Source organism: Streptomyces sp. C1-1, assembly GCF_050214755.1.
Classification (GTDB): Bacteria; Actinomycetota; Actinomycetes; order Streptomycetales; family Streptomycetaceae; genus Streptomyces.
Genome location: NZ_CP189826.1, coordinates 2496504 through 2513088, shown reverse-complemented (window position 1 = coordinate 2513088; position 16585 = coordinate 2496504). Strand labels below are relative to the sequence as shown.

15 protein-coding genes are annotated in these 16585 nt (G+C 72.6%); 10 read left to right on the top strand and 5 right to left on the bottom strand.

Annotated elements, in window-relative coordinates; translation table 11 throughout:
- The first annotated feature begins 42 nt into the window (after positions 1-42).
- The 4 genes from ACQF4J_RS11470 (at position 43) to ACQF4J_RS11455 (ending at position 5019) form a co-directional block, all read left to right on the top strand.
- On the top strand, positions 43-1872 hold the full coding sequence (locus ACQF4J_RS11470) for a gamma-glutamyltransferase family protein (RefSeq protein ID WP_351567450.1): 1830 nt from the start codon (positions 43-45) through the stop codon (positions 1870-1872).
- Positions 1873-2050: 178 nt separating this feature from the next.
- Positions 2051-2983: an inositol monophosphatase family protein gene (locus tag ACQF4J_RS11465; protein WP_351567453.1), complete on the top strand. Its 933-nt coding sequence runs from the start codon at positions 2051-2053 to the stop codon at positions 2981-2983.
- 44 nt (positions 2984-3027) lie between these two features.
- Positions 3028-4440, top strand: coding sequence for a phytoene desaturase family protein (locus ACQF4J_RS11460; protein ID WP_351567456.1), 1413 nt, complete (start codon positions 3028-3030; stop codon positions 4438-4440).
- A 69-nt stretch (positions 4441-4509) separates the two neighbouring features.
- Positions 4510-5019, top strand: a complete 510-nt coding sequence (locus tag ACQF4J_RS11455; protein ID WP_351567459.1) for an O-acetyl-ADP-ribose deacetylase — start codon at positions 4510-4512, stop codon at positions 5017-5019.
- 18 nt (positions 5020-5037) lie between these two features.
- On the opposite strand, the gene ACQF4J_RS11450 is transcribed toward ACQF4J_RS11455, so the two are convergent.
- Both ACQF4J_RS11450 and ACQF4J_RS11445 read right to left on the bottom strand, forming a co-directional pair.
- Positions 5038-5727: a response regulator gene (locus tag ACQF4J_RS11450; RefSeq protein ID WP_351567462.1), complete on the bottom strand. Its 690-nt coding sequence runs from the start codon at positions 5725-5727 to the stop codon at positions 5038-5040.
- Positions 5727-7391: a sensor histidine kinase gene (locus ACQF4J_RS11445; protein WP_351567464.1), complete on the bottom strand. Its 1665-nt coding sequence runs from the start codon at positions 7389-7391 to the stop codon at positions 5727-5729. Before ACQF4J_RS11445 ends, ACQF4J_RS11450 begins: the two co-directional genes overlap by 1 nt.
- A gap of 246 nt (positions 7392-7637) precedes the next feature.
- Between ACQF4J_RS11445 and ACQF4J_RS11440 the strand changes: the two genes are divergently transcribed.
- The 4 genes from ACQF4J_RS11440 to ACQF4J_RS11425 all read left to right on the top strand — a co-directional run bounded on the left by ACQF4J_RS11440 (position 7638) and on the right by ACQF4J_RS11425 (position 11541).
- Positions 7638-8498: an ABC transporter ATP-binding protein gene (locus ACQF4J_RS11440; protein WP_351567467.1), complete on the top strand. Its 861-nt coding sequence runs from the start codon at positions 7638-7640 to the stop codon at positions 8496-8498.
- Entirely contained in the window at positions 8495-9373 is an 879-nt protein-coding gene (locus ACQF4J_RS11435; RefSeq protein WP_351567470.1) for an ABC transporter permease, read from the top strand. The genes ACQF4J_RS11440 and ACQF4J_RS11435 overlap by 4 nt, the downstream gene beginning before the upstream one ends.
- Before the next feature lie 60 nt (positions 9374-9433).
- Positions 9434-10522, top strand: a complete 1089-nt coding sequence (locus tag ACQF4J_RS11430) for an ABC transporter substrate-binding protein (protein WP_351567473.1) — start codon at positions 9434-9436, stop codon at positions 10520-10522.
- Between the two features lie 227 nt (positions 10523-10749).
- Positions 10750-11541 carry a COG4705 family protein gene (locus tag ACQF4J_RS11425; protein ID WP_351803185.1) on the top strand — a complete coding sequence of 264 codons (792 nt, stop codon included), beginning with the start codon at positions 10750-10752 and terminating at the stop codon, positions 11539-11541.
- A 63-nt stretch (positions 11542-11604) separates the two neighbouring features.
- Here the strand turns inward: ACQF4J_RS11425 and ACQF4J_RS11420 are convergent, their stop codons facing one another.
- From ACQF4J_RS11420 to ACQF4J_RS11410, 3 genes are all read right to left on the bottom strand, one after another.
- Positions 11605-13458 (bottom strand): M1 family aminopeptidase, encoded by a 1854-nt coding sequence (locus ACQF4J_RS11420; RefSeq protein WP_427165567.1) that lies wholly within the window; start codon positions 13456-13458, stop codon positions 11605-11607.
- A gap of 250 nt (positions 13459-13708) precedes the next feature.
- A complete protein-coding gene (locus tag ACQF4J_RS11415) occupies positions 13709-14659 on the bottom strand; it encodes a M56 family metallopeptidase (protein ID WP_351567482.1) in 951 nt (316 codons plus the stop codon).
- Between the two features lie 52 nt (positions 14660-14711).
- Positions 14712-15137 (bottom strand): BlaI/MecI/CopY family transcriptional regulator, encoded by a 426-nt coding sequence (locus ACQF4J_RS11410; RefSeq protein WP_351567485.1) that lies wholly within the window; start codon positions 15135-15137, stop codon positions 14712-14714.
- 131 nt (positions 15138-15268) lie between these two features.
- Between ACQF4J_RS11410 and ACQF4J_RS11405 the strand changes: the two genes are divergently transcribed.
- Positions 15269-15934: a DedA family protein gene (locus ACQF4J_RS11405; protein ID WP_351567487.1), complete on the top strand. Its 666-nt coding sequence runs from the start codon at positions 15269-15271 to the stop codon at positions 15932-15934.
- The gene (locus ACQF4J_RS11400) at positions 15931-16548 is read left to right on the top strand and encodes a phosphatase PAP2 family protein (protein WP_351567490.1); all 618 of its coding nucleotides are present in this window, start codon (positions 15931-15933) and stop codon (positions 16546-16548) included. Before ACQF4J_RS11405 ends, ACQF4J_RS11400 begins: the two co-directional genes overlap by 4 nt.
- Positions 16549-16585 lie beyond the last annotated feature (37 nt).

Sequence of the window (16585 nt, the reverse complement as noted above, 5' to 3'; positions counted from 1 at the left end):
GCGCTCCGGAACGACCGGGGCGCGCGAGCGGCGAGGTGAGAGATGCAGTTCACGACCCGGCCGACCCTCCAGGGCACCTTCGGCATGGTGTCCTCCACCCACTGGCTCGCCGCGCAGTCCGCGATGGCCGTGCTGGAGGACGGCGGCAACGCCTTCGACGCGGCCGTCGCCGGGGCGTTCGTGCTGCACGTCGTCGAGCCGCACCTCAACGGCCCCGCCGGAGAGGTGCCGATCCTGCTCGCCCCGGCCGGCGGCGAAGTGCGGGTGCTGTGCGGACAGGGCGTCGCCCCCGCCGGGGCGACCGTGGCCCACTACTGGGGACTCGGCCTGGACCTGGTGCCCGGCACCGGGCCGCTCGCCGCCGCCGTCCCCGGCGCCTTCGACGCCTGGATGCTGCTCCTGCGCGACCACGGGACGAAGACCCTCGCCGACGTCCTGGCATACGCCGTCGGATACGCCGAACACGGGCACGCGCCCGTGGAGAACGTGGGGGCGACCGTCGAGACGGTCCGCGAGCTGTTCGAGACGGAGTGGACCTCGTCGGCCGAGGTGTACCTGCCGGGCGGACGCGCCCCGCACCCCGGTGAACTGTTGCGCAACCCCGCCCTCGCCGCCACCTGGAAACGGCTCCTCGCCGAGGTCGCGGGCAGCGGCGACCGGATCGCCGAGATCGAGGCCGCGCGCGAGGTCTGGCGCTCAGGCTTCATCGCCGAGGCCCTGGTACGCCAGTCCGCGCGCCCCACCATGGACACCAGCGGCGAGCGCCACACCGGCACCCTCACGGCCGCCGACCTCGCCGGCTGGTCCGCAACCTACGAGAGCCCGGCGACGTACGACTGGAACGGCTGGACCCTGTGCAAGGCGGGCCCCTGGAGCCAGGGCCCCGTCCTGCTCCAGCAGCTCGCCCTGCTCCCGGCCGAGCTGCCCGCGTACGGCTCCGCCGACTACCTCCACCTGCTGATCGAGGGCTGCAAACTCGCCATGGCCGACCGCGAGGCCTGGTACGGCGACGCCGCCGAAGTCCCGCTCGACGAGCTGCTGTCGGCCGGGTACAACGCCGCCCGGCGCGCCCTCGTCGGCGACAAGGCCTCCTACGAGCTGCGCCCCGGCAGCCCCGGCGGACGCGCACCGCGGCTCAGCGCGCACGCGCACAAGGTGGTCACCGACGAGCCGGGGTTCAGCCCCATGGGAGTGGGGGAGCCCACCGTGGCGAAGGGCCCGGCCTCCCCGGTGCCCGGTGAGCCGCCCGTCTCGACGGACGGCACCACCCGGGGCGACACCTGCCACCTCGACGTCGTCGACCGCTGGGGCAACATGGTCGCCGCCACCCCCAGCGGCGGCTGGTTGCAGTCCAATCCCGTCGTGCCCGAGCTGGGCTTCCCGCTCGGCACCAGGCTGCAGATGACCTGGCTGGAGGAGGGCCTGCCGAACTCGCTCACCCCCGGCCGTCGCCCCCGTACCACCCTCACCCCCTCCATGGCCCTGCGCGACGGCGTCCCGGTGCTGGCGTTCGGCACGCCCGGCGGCGACCAGCAGGACCAGTGGCAGCTGCACTTCTTCCTGGCCGTCGCGCTGCGCGGACCTGTCCGCGGCGGCCTCGACCTGCAGGGCGCGATCGACGCCCCGAACTGGCACAACGACAGCTTCCCGGGCTCCTTCTACCCGCGCGGCATGCGACCGGGAAGCGTGACCGTGGAGTCACGGACGGGCGCGGACGTCGTCGAGGAGCTGCGCCGGCGCGGCCACCACGTCACCGTGGGCGACCCGTGGTCCGAGGGACGGCTGTGCGCGGTCGCACGCGATCCGCGCACCGGCATCCTGTCGGCCGCGGCGAACCCGCGCGGCATGCAGGGATACGCCGTCGGCCGCTGAACCGGAATCCCCGAGTGGCCGAATCCCCGAGTGGCCGAATCCCCGAGTGGTCGAATCCCGAGTGGTCGAATCCCGAGTGGTCGAATCCCGAGTTCGCGAATCCCCGAGTTCACCCCGATTCCACCGGGCGTCCACCGGCCGGGCGGGGATTGTCAGTGGGGCGTGTTCTCATGGAGCCGTGATCGAAGACACGGAAACCAACGAAGAGTTTCTCGCCGGGCACGAAGAGTTCCTCGCCAAGCACGCCGCCGACGTGGCGGAGGTGGTCCGCGCGGCCGCCGCGGCCGAGATCATGCCGCGCTACCGCCGGCTCGCCGCGCACGAGGTCGACCAGAAGAACGGACCGCACGACCTGGTGACCGATGCGGACCGGCTGGCCGAGCGGTACCTCACCGAGACGCTCGGCGCCCTGCTGCCCGGGTCCGTCGTGGTCGGCGAGGAGGCCGTGCACGCGAACCCGGCGACGTACGAGGCGATCGGTGGCGACGCCCCGGTCTGGATCGTCGACCCCGTCGACGGCACCCGTCAGTTCGTGCACGGCGACCCCGAATTCTGCACACTGGTCGCGCTCGCGCACCACGGCGTCCTGCTCGCCTCCTGGACGTACGCACCGGCCCTCGGACAACTCGCCACCGCCGTAAGGGGCCAGGGCGCCTACCTCGACGGCGAGCGGCTCCACGCCGGCCGGCCCGCACCCGGCCGGGACCTCCAAGTGGCCACCTCCCACCCGGACTACACCACCGACGACCAGAAGCGCGGCCTGCTCGGCCTGTGGACCGACGGCGTCGCGCCGCGCGCCTGTGGCTCGGCCGGACTGGAGTACCTCGCCATCGCCCGCGGCGAGTCCGATGCGACCGCCTTCTCCTGGGAGGCGGCCTGGGATCACGCCGCGGGCCTCCTGCTGGTCGAGGAGGCGGGCGGCGTCCACCTGACCGTCACCGGCGAGCCGTTCCGCATCACCGGGGGCAACGCCCTGCCGTTCACCGCGGCCCGCGACGCGGCCACGGCCCGCAGGGTCGTGGGGCTGCTGTCGGCCGCGGCCCGACCCGAGGGACGGTCCCGGCAGGCGGTACCCGAGCCCGGGCGCTGTCAGACCCCCGGCATATCCTGATCCCCATGGCCGTCGGCTGACGAAGGGGTCCGAAGGTGCCGTCGATGCTCGATGCTGTCGTGGTGGGTGCGGGGCCGAACGGACTGACGGCCGCCGTGGAGCTGGCCCGCCGCGGCTTCTCCGTGGCCGTCTTCGAGGCCCGCGGCACCGTCGGCGGGGGCGCCCGCACCGAAGAGCTCACCCTGCCAGGCTTCCGGCACGACCCGTGCTCCGCCGCCCACCCGCTCGGCATCAACTCCCCGGCGTTCCGCGCCCTGCCCCTGGAGCGGTACGGCCTGAAGTGGCTCCACGCCGAGCTGCCCATGGCCCACCCCTTCCTCGACGGCAGCGCCGCCGTGCTGTCCCGCTCGGTCGCCGAGACGGCCGCGTCGTTCGGCTCCCGGGACGCGGGCGCGTACCGCAGGCTGGTCGCGCCGTTCCTGCCCAAGTGGGACACCCTCACGCGCGACTTCATGTCCCTGCCGCTGACCGCGCTGCCCCGCGACCCGGTGACCCTCGCCCGCTTCGGACTCGCCGGTCTGCCGCCGTCGACCTGGCTCACCCGCCGCTTCCACGACGAGCCGGCCAAGACCCTCTTCGCCGGCCTCGTTGCCCATGTGATGGCCCCCCTCAGCGGGTTCGCGACCGGCGCCATCGGTCTCGTCTTCGCGCTCGCCGCCCACGCGCGCGGCTGGCCCGTCGCCGAGGGCGGCTCCCAGTCCATCTCGGACGCCCTGACCGCCTACCTCAAGGACCTCGGCGGGCTGGTCCACACCGACTACGAGGTCAAGCGCCTCGACGACCTGCCGCCCGCGCGTGCCTACGTCTTCGACACCTCACCCACCGCCCTGGCCCGCATCGCCGGCTTCGGCCGCTCCTACGAGAACTACAAGTACGGCCCCGGCGTCTTCAAGATCGACTACGCGCTGGACGGCCCGGTTCCGTGGACCGCCGAACCGGCCCGGGCCGCGGGCACCGTCCAGATCGGCGCGGACAGCAAGGAGATCGGGGCCGCCCTGCGCGCGGCCTCCCGGGAGGGCCGGGCACCCGACCGGCCCTTCATGATCACCGTCCAGCCCGGCGTCGTCGACCCCACCCGGGCACCCGAGGGCAAGCAGGTCTTCTGGGCGTACGCGCACGTCCCGAGCGGCTGGACGGGCGACCTCACGGACGTCATGGAACGCCAACTGGAGCGTTTCGCCCCGGGTTTCCGCGACCGCGTCCTGGCCCGCGCCACGGCTGGCCCCCCCGAACTCGCCGCCCGCAACGCCAACTACGTCGGCGGCGACATCGGCACCGGCGCGGTGTCGGGACTGCAGACCCTGCTGCGCCCCAAACTCTCCCTCTTCCCGTACCACACCCCCCACCCGGCGGTCTTCCTCTGCTCCTCGGCGACCCCACCGGGCCCGGGCGTCCACGGCATGTCCGGCCACAACGCGGCGAAGGCGGTCTGGCGCAGACTCCGCCGGACGGGGTGACGCGCGTCCGCGCCGACCGGCACGAGTGAGCGCCCCGCCTACCCGGCGATGTCGGGTATACAGGCAGCCATGACCAGCATCATCCTCGTGCGGGGCGACATCACGCAGCAGTCCGTCGACGCCGTCGTCAACGCGGCGAACTCCTCCCTCCTCGGCGGCGGTGGCGTCGACGGCGCCATCCACCGGCGGGGCGGTCCGGAGATCCTGGCGGAGTGCCGCAGCCTCCGTGCGTCGCACTACGGCAAGGGCCTGCCCACCGGCCGGGCGGTCGCGACGACCGCCGGGCGGCTGGACGCGCGGTGGGTGATCCACACGGTCGGCCCCGTCTGGTCGGCCACCGAGGACCGCTCCGACCTGCTCGCCTCCTGCTACCGGGAGTCGCTGCGGGTCGCCGACGAACTGGGCGCCGCGACGGTCGCGTTCCCGGCGATCTCCACCGGCGTGTACCGGTGGCCGATGGACGACGCGGCCCGTATCGCGGTTCAGACGGTGCGCGGGACGCCGACGGCCGTCGAAGAGGTGCGGTTCGTCCTCTTCGACGACGCGGCGTACGAGACCTTCGCCCGCCGACTCGGCTGACGTACCCGCCGCCGCGGTTCAGCGCGCGATGCGGTAGCGGTGTTCCGGGCGGCCGTTGGTGCCGTAGCGCAGTTCCAGCCGGACCGTGCCCTCCTTGACGAGGTAGGACAGGTACCGCTGGGCCGTGGCGCGGGAGACGCCCGTCGCCTCGGCGGCCTCCGCGGCCGACAGGTCGCACTGGGCGGTGCGCAGGGCCTGATGGATCGCGGTGAGCGTGGGTGCGGAGTGGCCCTTGGCCGGGATGCGGGGGACGGCGGGTGGGCGGGCGGCGCTGAAGAGGGCGTCGACGTCGGCCTGGTCGGCGGTGGCCGCCCGGCTGAGCGCGTCCACCCGGTCGCGCAACTGCCGGTAGGCGGTGAGGCGTTCGGCGAGATCGGCGGAGCCGAACGGCTTCACCAGATAGCCGACCGCGCCGAGCTTCATCGCGGCCCGCACCGAGGAGATGTCGTGATCGGCGGTGATCATGAGGGCGTCGGGGCGGGTGCCGCCCTGGTCCTGGCTGAGCCGCCGCAGCACGTCGAGCCCGCTGCCGTCGGGCAGGAAGATGTCGAGCAGCAGCAGATCCGGGCGCAGGTCACGGACCGCGGCCAGCGCCTCGGCCACGGAAGCCGCCTCGCCGGCCACCTCGAAGCCCGGGACCCGGCGCACGTAGTCGCTGTGGATCTGGCTCACCCGGAAGTCGTCGTCCACCACGAGCGTCCTGATCATCACTGGTCGCCTCCCGCCGGCAGCGCGGACGTGAACAGCGCGTCCCGCACCGCCGGTGCCGTGTCCGGCTGCGGCAGCACGACCGTGAAGACCGCGCCCGGACCCTCGCTGACGGTGATGGTCCCGCCGTGCCGCTGCACCAGCCGGTGCACCAGCGCCAGCCCCAGCCCACGGCGCGCGGTACCCCGCTCCGGGCGCGTGGACCAGCCGTCCTCGAAGATCGACCGCGAGGTGCCCGCAGCGATCCCCGGACCGCTGTCCGCCACCCGTACGACGATCAGCTCGTCGCCCTCCGTCAGCGTCAGCCGGATCCGGCGTCCGCCGTCGGCGGGCGGGGCCTCGGCCGTGGCGTCGATGGCGTTGTCGAGCAGGTTGCCGACGATGGTCAGCAGGCGCCGCAGATGCGGCGGGTCGTCGCCGAGCGCGGAGTCGTCGGTCAGGACCACCCGCACCCCGCGCTCGGCCGCGACGGTGGTCTTGGCCACGATCAGCCCGACCATCAGCGGGTTCCCGATGTGCCGGCGCACGGCCTCGGTGAGCGCCTGCCCGGAACGGGCCGTCTCGATGGCGTACTCGTACGCCGACTCGTGCTCGCCGATGTCCAGCAGGCCGGCCAGCGTGTGCATCCGGTTGGTGAACTCGTGCTGCTGCGCGCGCAGCGCGTCGGTCAGCCCACGCACGGAGTCCAGCTCGCGCAGCAGCCCGATCAGCTCGGTACGGTCCCGCACGGTCACCACGGCCCCCAGCTCACGGCCGTGCAGCGCGACCGGCATGCGGTTGACGACGAGGCAGTGGTCGTCGGTCAGGACACTGACGTCACCGCCGGTCAGGGTGCCGTCCAGGGCACGGCGCAGCCGGCCGTCGGGCAGCACGTCCGTGAGCGTGCGGCCGAGCGCGCTGCCGAGGCCGAGCAGCCGCCGGGCCTCGTCGTTCACGACGGTGATCCTGCCGTCGGGGTCGAAGGCCACCACGCCCTCCCGGATGCCGTGCAGCATCGCCTCGCGGTCCTGGAGCAGGCCCGCGATCTCCTCCAGCTCCAGGCCGAACGTCGTCCGCTTCAGCCGCCGCGCCAGCAGATAGGCGGCCGCCGCACCGATCGCGGTGGCGATGGCCGCGTACAGCCCGAAGGTGGGCAGCTCACGCCACAGCTCGCCGAGCACGTCGTGCTCCGGGATGCCCACCGAGACCTCACCGACGAGCGTGCCGGAGGGCCCGTACAGCGGCGCCTTGCCGTTGGCGGACCGTCCGGTGGCGCCCTGGTCGGTGCCGACGTGCGTACGGCCGTCCTTCACGACGACCGGTTCGGCGACCGGCTCGCCGATGAGGGCCGGGATGGGGTGCGAGTGCCGTACGCCGTGCAGATCGATCACGACCACGTACGACGCCCCGGACGCCCGGCGGATCCGCTCCGCGACGGTCTGCACCACGTCGCCACCGCCGCCCCGCTCCATGGCCCGCTTGATCTGCGGGTCGGCGGCCGTGGTCTCGGCGATGTCCAGGGCCCGCTGCTCGTAGGAGCGGTCGAGCTCGGCCCGCTGCGCGAAGGCGAACAGGACGAAGCCGATCAGGCCGGTGAGCGCGAGGATGACCAGCTGGTTGGCGAGGATCCGGGTGGAAAGCCTCCGCTTTCCGCCGCGGCCTGTCCGGAAACGGATGGGTGTCACGGGTGCCTCTTCATGCCGGTCGTGCGTCCTGCCGGGACAGCGGTGCGCCGTACCCGAGTGGCGCGATTGTGCACGATGGCCGAGATGCTGCCCACCCCTCGTCCGGTGAGCAGAACGAGCAGAACCCGGCTTTACGCGACTATCGCGAGATAGCTCGGAAACAGCGACGTAACACCCGGCCGCCTCTAGCGTCTGCCTTCCTCGGCCTGCGAGGAACCCCGAACGAAGGAAGGAAGCGGCCCCCACATGGCTTCGCGAAACGATGTCGCGAGGAGCCCGGGCGCCGGTGCGGCGGACCAGAAGGACGCACGCATCGAGATCTCCGGGCTCACCAAGCGATTCCTGACCCCTGCCGGTGAGGTGTTCACGGCGCTGCAAGGCGTGTCGTTCACCGTGGAGCCGGGCCAGTTCTGCGCCGTGGTGGGTCCCACCGGCTGCGGCAAGTCCACGACGCTGAGCATGGTGTCCGGGCTCGACCGGCCCAGCGAGGGCTCGGTCAGGGTCGGCGGACGCGAGGTGGACGGCATCACCGACGGCGTCAGCTTCATGTTCCAGACCGACGCGCTGCTGCCCTGGAAGACCGTCCTGGGCAACGTACTGATGGGCCCCGTCTTCCGCGGGGTGCCCAGGCAGCGGGCCCAGGCCTCGGCGCGCGACTGGCTGCGCCGGGTCGGTCTGGCCGGCTTCGAGGACCGCTACCCGCACCAGCTCTCCGGCGGTATGCGCAAGCGCGTCGCCATGGCCGCGGCCCTGATCAACGAACCCGAGATCCTGATCATGGACGAGCCGTTCGGCGCCCTGGACGTGCAGACCAAGGCGATCATGTCGACCGAGCTGCTGAGCCTGTGGGAGCAGATCCGGCCGACCGTCATCTTCATCACCCACGACCTCGACGAGGCGGTCGCGCTCGCCGACCGGGTGGTCGTGATGACGTCCGGTCCCGGCTCGGTCAAGGCGGTCTTCGACATCGACCTGCCCCGCCCGCGCGGCGCGGTCCAGGAGATCCGCTTCCAGCCCCGCTTCATCGAACTCCAGCACCAGATCTGGGACACGCTGCGCGAAGAGGTCGAGCGCGCCTACGCACTCACCGCGGGAGGCACGGAATGAGCACGACGTCCACCGCCCCCGCGGTTCCCGTCGCCGACGGGAACAAGAGCCCGGCCGCGACCGCCGCGCGGCGCGCCGCCCGGCGCCGGGTCGCCCTGGTGTGGGCCGGCCGGGCCGGCCTCGCGGTCTTCGTGATCGGCGGCTGGCAGGCCTTCACCACCTGGGGCGTCGTCGACCCGTTCTTCTTCGGGCAGCCCTCGGGCATCTGGCAGCGGCTGGTCGACCTCTTCCGGCACGGCACCCAGTTCGGCTCCTTCTACGCGAACATCTGGACCACCCTCCAGGAGGCGCTGGCCGGCTTCGTCGTCGGCGCGCTCACCGGGGTCGTCTTCGGTGTCGCGCTCGGGCAGAGCCGCTACCTCTCCGACGTGCTCGGCCCCTACATCAAGATGGTCAACGCCATCCCGCGCATCGTCCTCGGCTCGATCTTCATCGTCGCCTTCGGTATCGGTGTCACACCGAAGATCCTGCTGGCCGCGGTGCTGGTGTTCTTCATCGTCTTCTTCAACGCCTTCCAGGGCGTGCGCGAGGTCGACCGCAACGTCCTGGCCAACGTCCGGGTGCTCGGCGCCTCCCGGATGCAGATCACCCGGCACGTCATCGTGCCCTCCGCGCTGACCTGGATCATCGCGAGCCTGCACAGCGCCTTCGGGTTCGCCATCGTCGGCGCGCTGGTCGGCGAGGTGCTCGGCGCGCAGAGCGGACTGGGCCTGGTCATCAAGACCGCGCAGAACAACTTCGATCCCAACGGCGTCTTCGCCACGATGCTCGTCATCGCGGTGATCGTGCTCGGCGCCGAGTGGCTGATCGGCAAGCTCGAACACCGGCTGCTCGCCTGGCGCCCGCCGGCGCCCTCCGAGGCCAACAGCCTCTGACGCTCCCGCCTCCCTCCCTTCTCCACCCACCCCCGTACCCCGAAAGGTGCAGGCCCCGCCATGCTCAAGAGAACCCTCACCGCGTCGATCGTCACCGTCCTCGCCCTCGGCGCCGCCACCGCCTGTTCGAGCAACTCCGGCAGCTCCGTCTCCGCCGGCTCCGGCGGCTCCACCCCGACCGTCAAGCTCATGGTCGGCGGCATCGACAAGCAGATCTACCTGCCCTACCAGCTCGCCCAGAACCTCGGCCTCTACAAGAAGTACGGCGTCAAGGTGGAGCTGAGCACCGAGCAGAACGGCGGCGTCGGCGCCGAGGAGGCCATGGCCTCGGGCCAGGTGGACATGGCCGGCGCCTGGTACAACCACACGATCGAGTTCCAGGCCAAGGGCAAGGCCGTCGAGGACGTCGTCCAGCTGTCCGGAGCGCCCGGAGAGCGGGAGATGTGCACGAAGAAGAGCGGCGTGAAGTCTGCGGCGGACTTCAAGGGCAAGACGCTCGGCGTCACCGACCTGGGCTCGGGCACCGACACCCTCACCCAGTTCATGGCGGCCGAGAAGGGCGTGAAGACCAACCAGTTCCACCGGCTCGCGGTCGGCGCGGGCTCCACCGCCGTGGCCGCCCTGCAGAACGGGAAGGCCGACTGCGTCATGACGACGCAGCCCACGGTCGCCGCGATCCAGAAGAAGGGCGTCGGCACCTCCGCGGTCGACCTGGCCACCACCGACGGCGCCAAGGCGGCGCTCGGCGGCGCGTTCCCGGGCGCGAGCGTCCTCGCCCGCACCGACTGGGTGAACGCGCACAAGGACACCGTGCAGAAGGTCGTCGACGCGCTCGTGGCCACCATGCACTGGATCGACACGCACAGCGCGGCCGACATCGCCGGCAAGCTGCCGTCGTCGTTCGTGCAGAACCAGCTGGTCACCAAGGCCGACTACGTCAGCGCCCTGAACGAGGACAAGGGCCAGTTCCTGCCGGACGGGATCATGCCGGCCGGCGGTCCGAAGACCGCGCTGGCCACCGAGCGGCTGGTCGGGAACGTGACCTCGTCGGTGGACCTGGGCAAGACGTTCACCAACGAGTTCGCCGTCGCGGCCAACAAGAAGGAGGGCTTCACCACCACCACGACCCCGGCCGGATCCGACGGCTGAGCCCCGCCACCCACGGAGCCGCCCGGGCACACCGCACCCCGGGCGGCCGCCGCCGTTCCCCGAGACCCGCTTAGCACCCGTCCGGCCGGCCTGACCAGGGACTTCGCTGGGATGTTCAGGTTGCGTTCAGGCTGGTCGCGCCCTGGTGAAAGGCATGCACCACAAGCCCCAAAGCAATGGCAAAGACACCTGTGGCGCGGGCAGTTCCCTGTGTCATCGTGCGCTGCATGACCACAGAGCACCTCCTCGACGACCGGCCACTCGTTCCCCTGCGCACCATGGCGAACAAGGTGCCGGAAGTCACCGTGTACTTCTGGATCGTCAAGGTGCTCACCACCGGAATGGGCGAGACCGCCTCGGACCTCCTGGCCCGTCTGCTCGGCCCGGTGCCCGCCGTCGCGCTCGGCGGCCTCGCTCTGGCCGCCTCCCTGGCCGTGCAGTTCGCCGTCCGCCGCTATGTCGCCTGGGTGTACTGGACGGCCGTCGTCATGGTCAGCGTGTTCGGCACGATGGCCGCCGACGTCCTGCACGTCGGCCTCGGCGTGCCCTACCTGGTGTCCACGCCGCTCTTCCTCGCCGCGCTCGCCGCCGTCTTCGCCCTCTGGTACGCCGTCGAGGGGACCCTGTCCATCCACGGCATCCGCACCCGGCGCCGGGAGGCCTTCTACTGGGCGGCCGTCCTCGCCACCTTCGCCCTCGGCACCGCCGCCGGGGACCTCACCGCGACCGTCGGCTTCGGCTACCTCGGATCGGTGATCCTCTTCGCCGTCGCGATCTGCGTGCCCGCCGTCGCCCACCGCCTCACGGTCCTGAAGGCCGTCCCCGCCTTCTGGACGGCGTACGTCATCACCCGTCCCCTCGGCGCCTCCCTCGCCGACTGGATGGCCCTCGGGCACGCCCGGGGCGGCCTCGGTCTGGGACTGGGCCCGGTCACCCTCGCCTGGACCGTGGCCATCGCCTTCTTCGTCGGCTACCTGGCCCTCTCCCGCCGCGACGCGCCCGGCGGCACGGCGGTCTGACCCGACGCACGCCGAGGCTGCCGGCCCTACGGAGGGCCGGCAGCCTCGGGGTGCGGTCGCCCCTCAGCCGTCGATGCGGTGCGTGCTCCAGAACGACGTCAGGTCCGTCGTCGTCGCGGCCTGCGCCGCCGCCTTGAAGTCGGCCGTGGTCGAGACGCCGTACCAGTGCGAACCGGCGTAGTCCTTCAGCAACTTGGTCATCGCGGTGTCGCCGATCAGCCGGCGCAGGTCGTGCAGGGCGCACTTGCCGTAGCCGTAGACGACGGTGGAGTAGCGGGAGGAGTGGGCGTCCCAGTACGCCATGGAGTTGGTGATCCTCTCCGCCGACGAGGCCCAGGAGACGCTGTTCCAGCAGTTGGTGCCGGTCTTGCCGAGAGCGAGGTCGGTGGTGTAGTCGGTGAACGCCTCGTCCAGCCAGGGGCTGTTGTACTCGTCGTCGCCGACGATGCCGTACCACCACTGGTGGCCGATCTCGTGGGTGAGCGCGGTGGTGCTGACGAGGTCGAGCACGAAGCCGGGGTACTCCATGCCGCCGAACCAGTAGTTGTTGTCGATGACGGCGTCCAACTCGCCGTAGGGGTAGGCCCCGAAGCGCCCGGCGTGCGCGTCGACGGCCGTCTTCGCCGTGCTGAGCATCGACTGGGCGTCGGAGGAGCTGATGCCCGAGACGGCGTAGACGTTGATCGCGGTGCCGGCGGACGAGGTGCCGGAGATCTTGCTGAACGGCCCGGCCGCCCACGCGAAGTCACGCACCTTCGAGGCCGTCGCCGTGGTGACGGTGCGTCCGCTGGAGCCGGGGGTGTCGACGGAGGTGCCGGTGGCCGGGACCAGCAGGGCGCTCGGGTGGTCGAGGGTCACTTTGAAGTCGGCGGCGAGGGAGTAGAACGACTCGCCGTTGTTCGTGTACGGGTCCAGGTGCCAGCCGGAGCCGTCCTTGACCGCGAGGACGGGCAGCGCGTTGCCGATGAAGCTGAACGCCCCGTCGTGGCCGAACCGGTCGGCGCCGCTGGGCACGGTGATGCCCAGGTCGAAGCCGATGGTGGCGGACTGCCCCTGCGTCAAAGGCGTGGGCAGGGTCACCTGCAGGGCCGTGCAGCCCACGGACAGCGAACCGGCCGTGCCGCCGCTGACGTTCGTGACGGCGATCGGCATGGCGTCGCAGGTGCCGTGGTAGTTGTCCCACAGCCTCAGGTACACCTCGCTCAGCGCCGTCGAGGAGGCGTTGGTGAAGGTCGCGCTCTCGTGGCCGGTCCATACGGTGCCGGCGGTGTTGCTGCTCAGGCTGACGGTGTACGAGGGGGCGGCCGGGGTGCGCGTCGAGTCGGCCGGCGGGGTCGTGCCGCCCGAGGTGTCGAGGGCGACGTCGTCGAGGACGAAGCTGGTCTGGAGGCTGGAGTCCTCGGTGCCGGTGAAGGCGAGGGTGACCGTCTGGCCCGCGAAGGACGAGACGTCGAGGGTCTTCTTCACGTACCCGGTGTTCTTGTCGAGGTTCGAGTACGTCGCCAGGGTCGTGCCGCCGATCTTCGCCGTCAGCCTGTCGTAGGCGGTCGAGGAGGTCGTCTCGGCGGTGTCGATGTGCAGCCAGAAGGACACGGTGGCGGTGGAGCAGCCGGAGGGGATCGTGACGCTCTGGGAGAGCGTGTCGGTGTGGGTGCCGCCGGTGCCGTCGAGCCAGGCGTAGGTGGTGCCGCCGTGCGCGGTCTCGCCGGAGCGGCTGGTGATCACGCTGGTGGACGACTGCGTCCACGGTGAAGTACCGCTCTCGAAGCCGCCGTTGGCGACCACCTGGGCCGGGGTGCAGGCGGCCGCGGTGTCGGGCGCGGCGGTCGCGGGACCTGCGGGGAGAAGGGACACGGCGGCCAGCGCGGTGACGGCGAGGGCGCGCACGGCGACGGATCTGTGGGGGATGGTTCTCACGCGTGACTCCTTTACGGCGGCCGGGGTTGCGGCCTGCTCGGCGGCCGCCCGGCCGGATGGGGTGCGCCGGGGGCGGTCGTGGACTGCGTGCATGAACTGCTTGTCGGGAGCATGCCACATACAGGGGCTCAGCGGGGATTGCCGTGCCGGCCGGGAAGGGCACGGTCGTGCCGCACCCTCACGCGGCGGGTGTCACCGGTGAGCCGGTCACGCGGGAGCCGCGGCGTGGACGGAGGTCTCGGGTCCGCTCTCAGCCGCCGTGGGTGGAGAGGTGGCCGGTCTCGCCCTGGGCGGTCTCGATGCCGTGGTGGAGGTCGGTGGCCGCCTCCAGGGCCGCGGTGGCCGACAGCGTGACACAGGCCAGGAGCAGGCAGGCCAGGGCGCGCGGAAGGGCCCGGCCGACGGGCGCGGACCGGTTCAGCAGCGCGGTGACACGGCGGGGGACCGGCCCCGCGGTGGCCGTCAGGGACAGTCGCGGCCGGGGCGCGGGGCCCGCCGCGCCGGCGGCGAGCGCGGCGCGGCCGACCGCGCGGGCGGTCAGGGCGCGGTCGCCCGTCGCCCGCGCGGCGGACTCGTCGGCCCAGCGCTCCAGGGCGTACGACAGCGGCGCGCGCAGGCCGCGCAGGGCGGGATGCAGCGCCACGGCCAACTCCGCGCCGGCGAGGAAGAGATGGTGGCGGCCCGTGAGATGGGCCCGCTCGTGCGCGAAGAGCACCTCACGCTCCCGGGCGCTGAGGGCACGCAGCATCCCGGTGGTCACCACGATGCGCCCGGGCCGGCCGGGCAGCGCGTAGGCGTCGGGACGGACGTCGGGCCGTACCCACAGGTCGCCCGCGCTCGGCCGGTGTCCGTACTGGCGGTGGGCGGTGCGCAGTTCCCGCAGATGGCGGCGGGCCCGCCAGGGCACCAGCACGCCCAGGCCGGCCAGCACGAGGGCGGCGAGGACCGCGGCCGGCACGGTGGCGGGCGAACCGCCGCCGAGCAGGTGCGGGGAGAAGTGGCCGAGCGCCGCCACGAAGGGCAGCCGCAGGGCGCCGTCCAGCGCGAGCAGTGCCAGCGCCGCCGTACTGGAGCCGGCGAGCACCAGCGCCAGGGCGGTCAGTGCCCACGCGGCCGTCCGCGGCGGCAGCAGTTCGGCGCCGCGACGGGCCACGGGCACCGCCAGCAGCGGTACCAGGAGCGGGAGCCACACGGCGTACATCACAGGGTTCCTCCAGAGGCCGCCGTCGCGCCGGACGACTCCGAGCGGTCGGTCACGCGGTGTCGTCCGGGCCCGCGGCGCCGTCCGCCAGCAGTCCGCGCAGCAACCGTTCGTCCTCGGGGCTCAGATCGGATACGAAGCGGGCGAGGACGGTGCCGCGGTCCTCGTCCTTGTCGAGTTCGGCGTGCATGCGGCGGGCGGTCAGGCCGGGGGAGTCCTGGGCCGGGGCGTAGGCGTAGCCGCGCCCGGAGCGCGCCCTGGTGACCGCGCCCTTGGCGTGCAGCCGGGTGAGAATCGTGGTGACGGTGGTGCGGGCCAGTCCGTCGCCGAGCTCCAGCTGGACGGCGCCGGGGGTGAGCGGGCCGTCGGCCGCCCACAGCGCGGCCAGGACGCTCGCCTCCAGCTCGCCCGCCGGCCGCCGTTCCGGGCGCCCGTCGTCCGGGCCGTCGAACGGCTCGTCAATCTGCCCGTGGGGCATGGGAACGCTCCTCGACACTTATTCGTCTACAGTGCAGTAGACGGTCTACATGACTGTAGTCGCTCGGAGCGGGCCGCCACCCGCCCCGTCCGCTTTCCAGTATGAGTTCCAGTATGAGAGGGGTCGCCCGCATGGCAGCTGCCCAGTTCGCCGTGGCCCAAGCGGTGAACGTCCTGGATGCCGGGTCCCTGCTGTCCGCGTTCGGCGCCCTCGGCGTCGCCGCGGTGCTGTTCGCCGAGACGGGCCTGCTGGTCGGCTTCTTCCTGCCCGGGGACTCGCTGCTGTTCACGGCGGGACTGCTGTGCGCGAACGGTGTCCGCGGATCGGTGCACCTCTCCCTCGGGCAGGTGCTGCCCGCGGCCGCGGTGGGAGCCCTGCTCGGGGCGCAGACCGGGTACTGGATAGGGCGCCGCGGAGGCCGTGCGCTGCTGGCGCGCAGCAGGGCGAGGAAGCTGCACGAGGGCGCGGCCCGGGCCGAGGTACTGCTCGCGCGGTACGGCCACGCGAAGGCGGTCGTGCTGGCCCGCTTCGTGCCGGTGGTGCGCACCGTGCTGAACCCACTGGCCGGGGCGCTGGACGTGCCGGTGCGGACCTTCACGCTCTGGCAGGTGGTCGGCGGCCTGGTGTGGACGGTCGGTCTCGTGCTCGGCGGCTACGCCCTGGGCTCCTCGGTCCCGAACGTCGACCGCTATCTCCTGCCCATGGTCGCCGTCGTGGTCCTGGTCTCCCTGACCCCGCTCGCTCTCGAGGCACGTCGCGCGCGTGCCCGCCGCACCTCTTCGGAGGTCTCCCCATGACTTCTCTCGCATTCGGTGGCGCCTCGGTCGACGGCGGCCTGTACCTCTGGATCACCCGCCTGGCCCGCGACACACCGCACGCCGTGGACACCACGGTCGCCGTCTGGTCCGACTACGGCCTCGCCCTGTTCGGCGTGCTGATGCTCGCCGCCTGGTGGCGGGCCCGCGGCGCCGGGCAGGCCCGGATGGTCCGCGCCCTGGCGGCCCCCGTGGTCGTCGTGCTCTGCTACGTCGTCGACGTCCTGGTCAAGTCGGCCGTCGCCGAGAACAGGCCCTGCCGCACGCTGCACACGGTCACCGTCGAGGCGTGCCCGGCGGTGGGCGACTGGTCCTTCCCCAGCAACCACGCGGTGATCGCCGGGGCCGCGGCGGTCGCGGTGGCCCTGACCGACCGGCTCCTGGGCCGCATCGCGGCCCTGGCCGCCGTACTGATGGCCGTCTCCCGGGTCTGGGTCGGTGTGCACTATCCGCACGACGTGGCGGTGGGGCTCGCGTTCGGCGCCCTGCTCGCATGGCCGCTGATGCTGCTGGCGGACCGGGCGGCGCCCTTGGTGGAACGGGCGGCCGGGACCCGGGTCGGGGAGCTGGTGACGGGCGTGCAGAGCGGTGGCTGACCGTACGTGAGAGGAGTCGTCGTGGGCGTCGGCGTCG

Excerpts from the sequence above, each read along its gene's own strand:
- ACQF4J_RS11435 (WP_351567470.1), top strand. The coding sequence starts at position 8,495 with ATGAGCACGACGTCCACCGCCCCCGCGGTTCCCGTCGCCGACGGGAAC.
- ACQF4J_RS11410 (WP_351567485.1), bottom strand. The coding sequence starts at position 15,137 with ATGCCCCACGGGCAGATTGACGAGCCGTTCGACGGCCCGGACGACGGG.
- ACQF4J_RS11460 (WP_351567456.1), top strand. The coding sequence starts at position 3,028 with ATGCTCGATGCTGTCGTGGTGGGTGCGGGGCCGAACGGACTGACGGCC.
- ACQF4J_RS11400 (WP_351567490.1), top strand. The coding sequence starts at position 15,931 with ATGACTTCTCTCGCATTCGGTGGCGCCTCGGTCGACGGCGGCCTGTAC.
- ACQF4J_RS11405 (WP_351567487.1), top strand. The coding sequence starts at position 15,269 with ATGGCAGCTGCCCAGTTCGCCGTGGCCCAAGCGGTGAACGTCCTGGAT.
- ACQF4J_RS11470 (WP_351567450.1), top strand. The coding sequence starts at position 43 with ATGCAGTTCACGACCCGGCCGACCCTCCAGGGCACCTTCGGCATGGTG.
- ACQF4J_RS11450 (WP_351567462.1), bottom strand. The coding sequence starts at position 5,727 with ATGATCAGGACGCTCGTGGTGGACGACGACTTCCGGGTGAGCCAGATC.
- ACQF4J_RS11415 (WP_351567482.1), bottom strand. The coding sequence starts at position 14,659 with ATGTACGCCGTGTGGCTCCCGCTCCTGGTACCGCTGCTGGCGGTGCCC.
- ACQF4J_RS11430 (WP_351567473.1), top strand. The coding sequence starts at position 9,434 with ATGCTCAAGAGAACCCTCACCGCGTCGATCGTCACCGTCCTCGCCCTC.
- ACQF4J_RS11440 (WP_351567467.1), top strand. The coding sequence starts at position 7,638 with ATGGCTTCGCGAAACGATGTCGCGAGGAGCCCGGGCGCCGGTGCGGCG.
- ACQF4J_RS11425 (WP_351803185.1), top strand. The coding sequence starts at position 10,750 with ATGACCACAGAGCACCTCCTCGACGACCGGCCACTCGTTCCCCTGCGC.
- ACQF4J_RS11455 (WP_351567459.1), top strand. The coding sequence starts at position 4,510 with ATGACCAGCATCATCCTCGTGCGGGGCGACATCACGCAGCAGTCCGTC.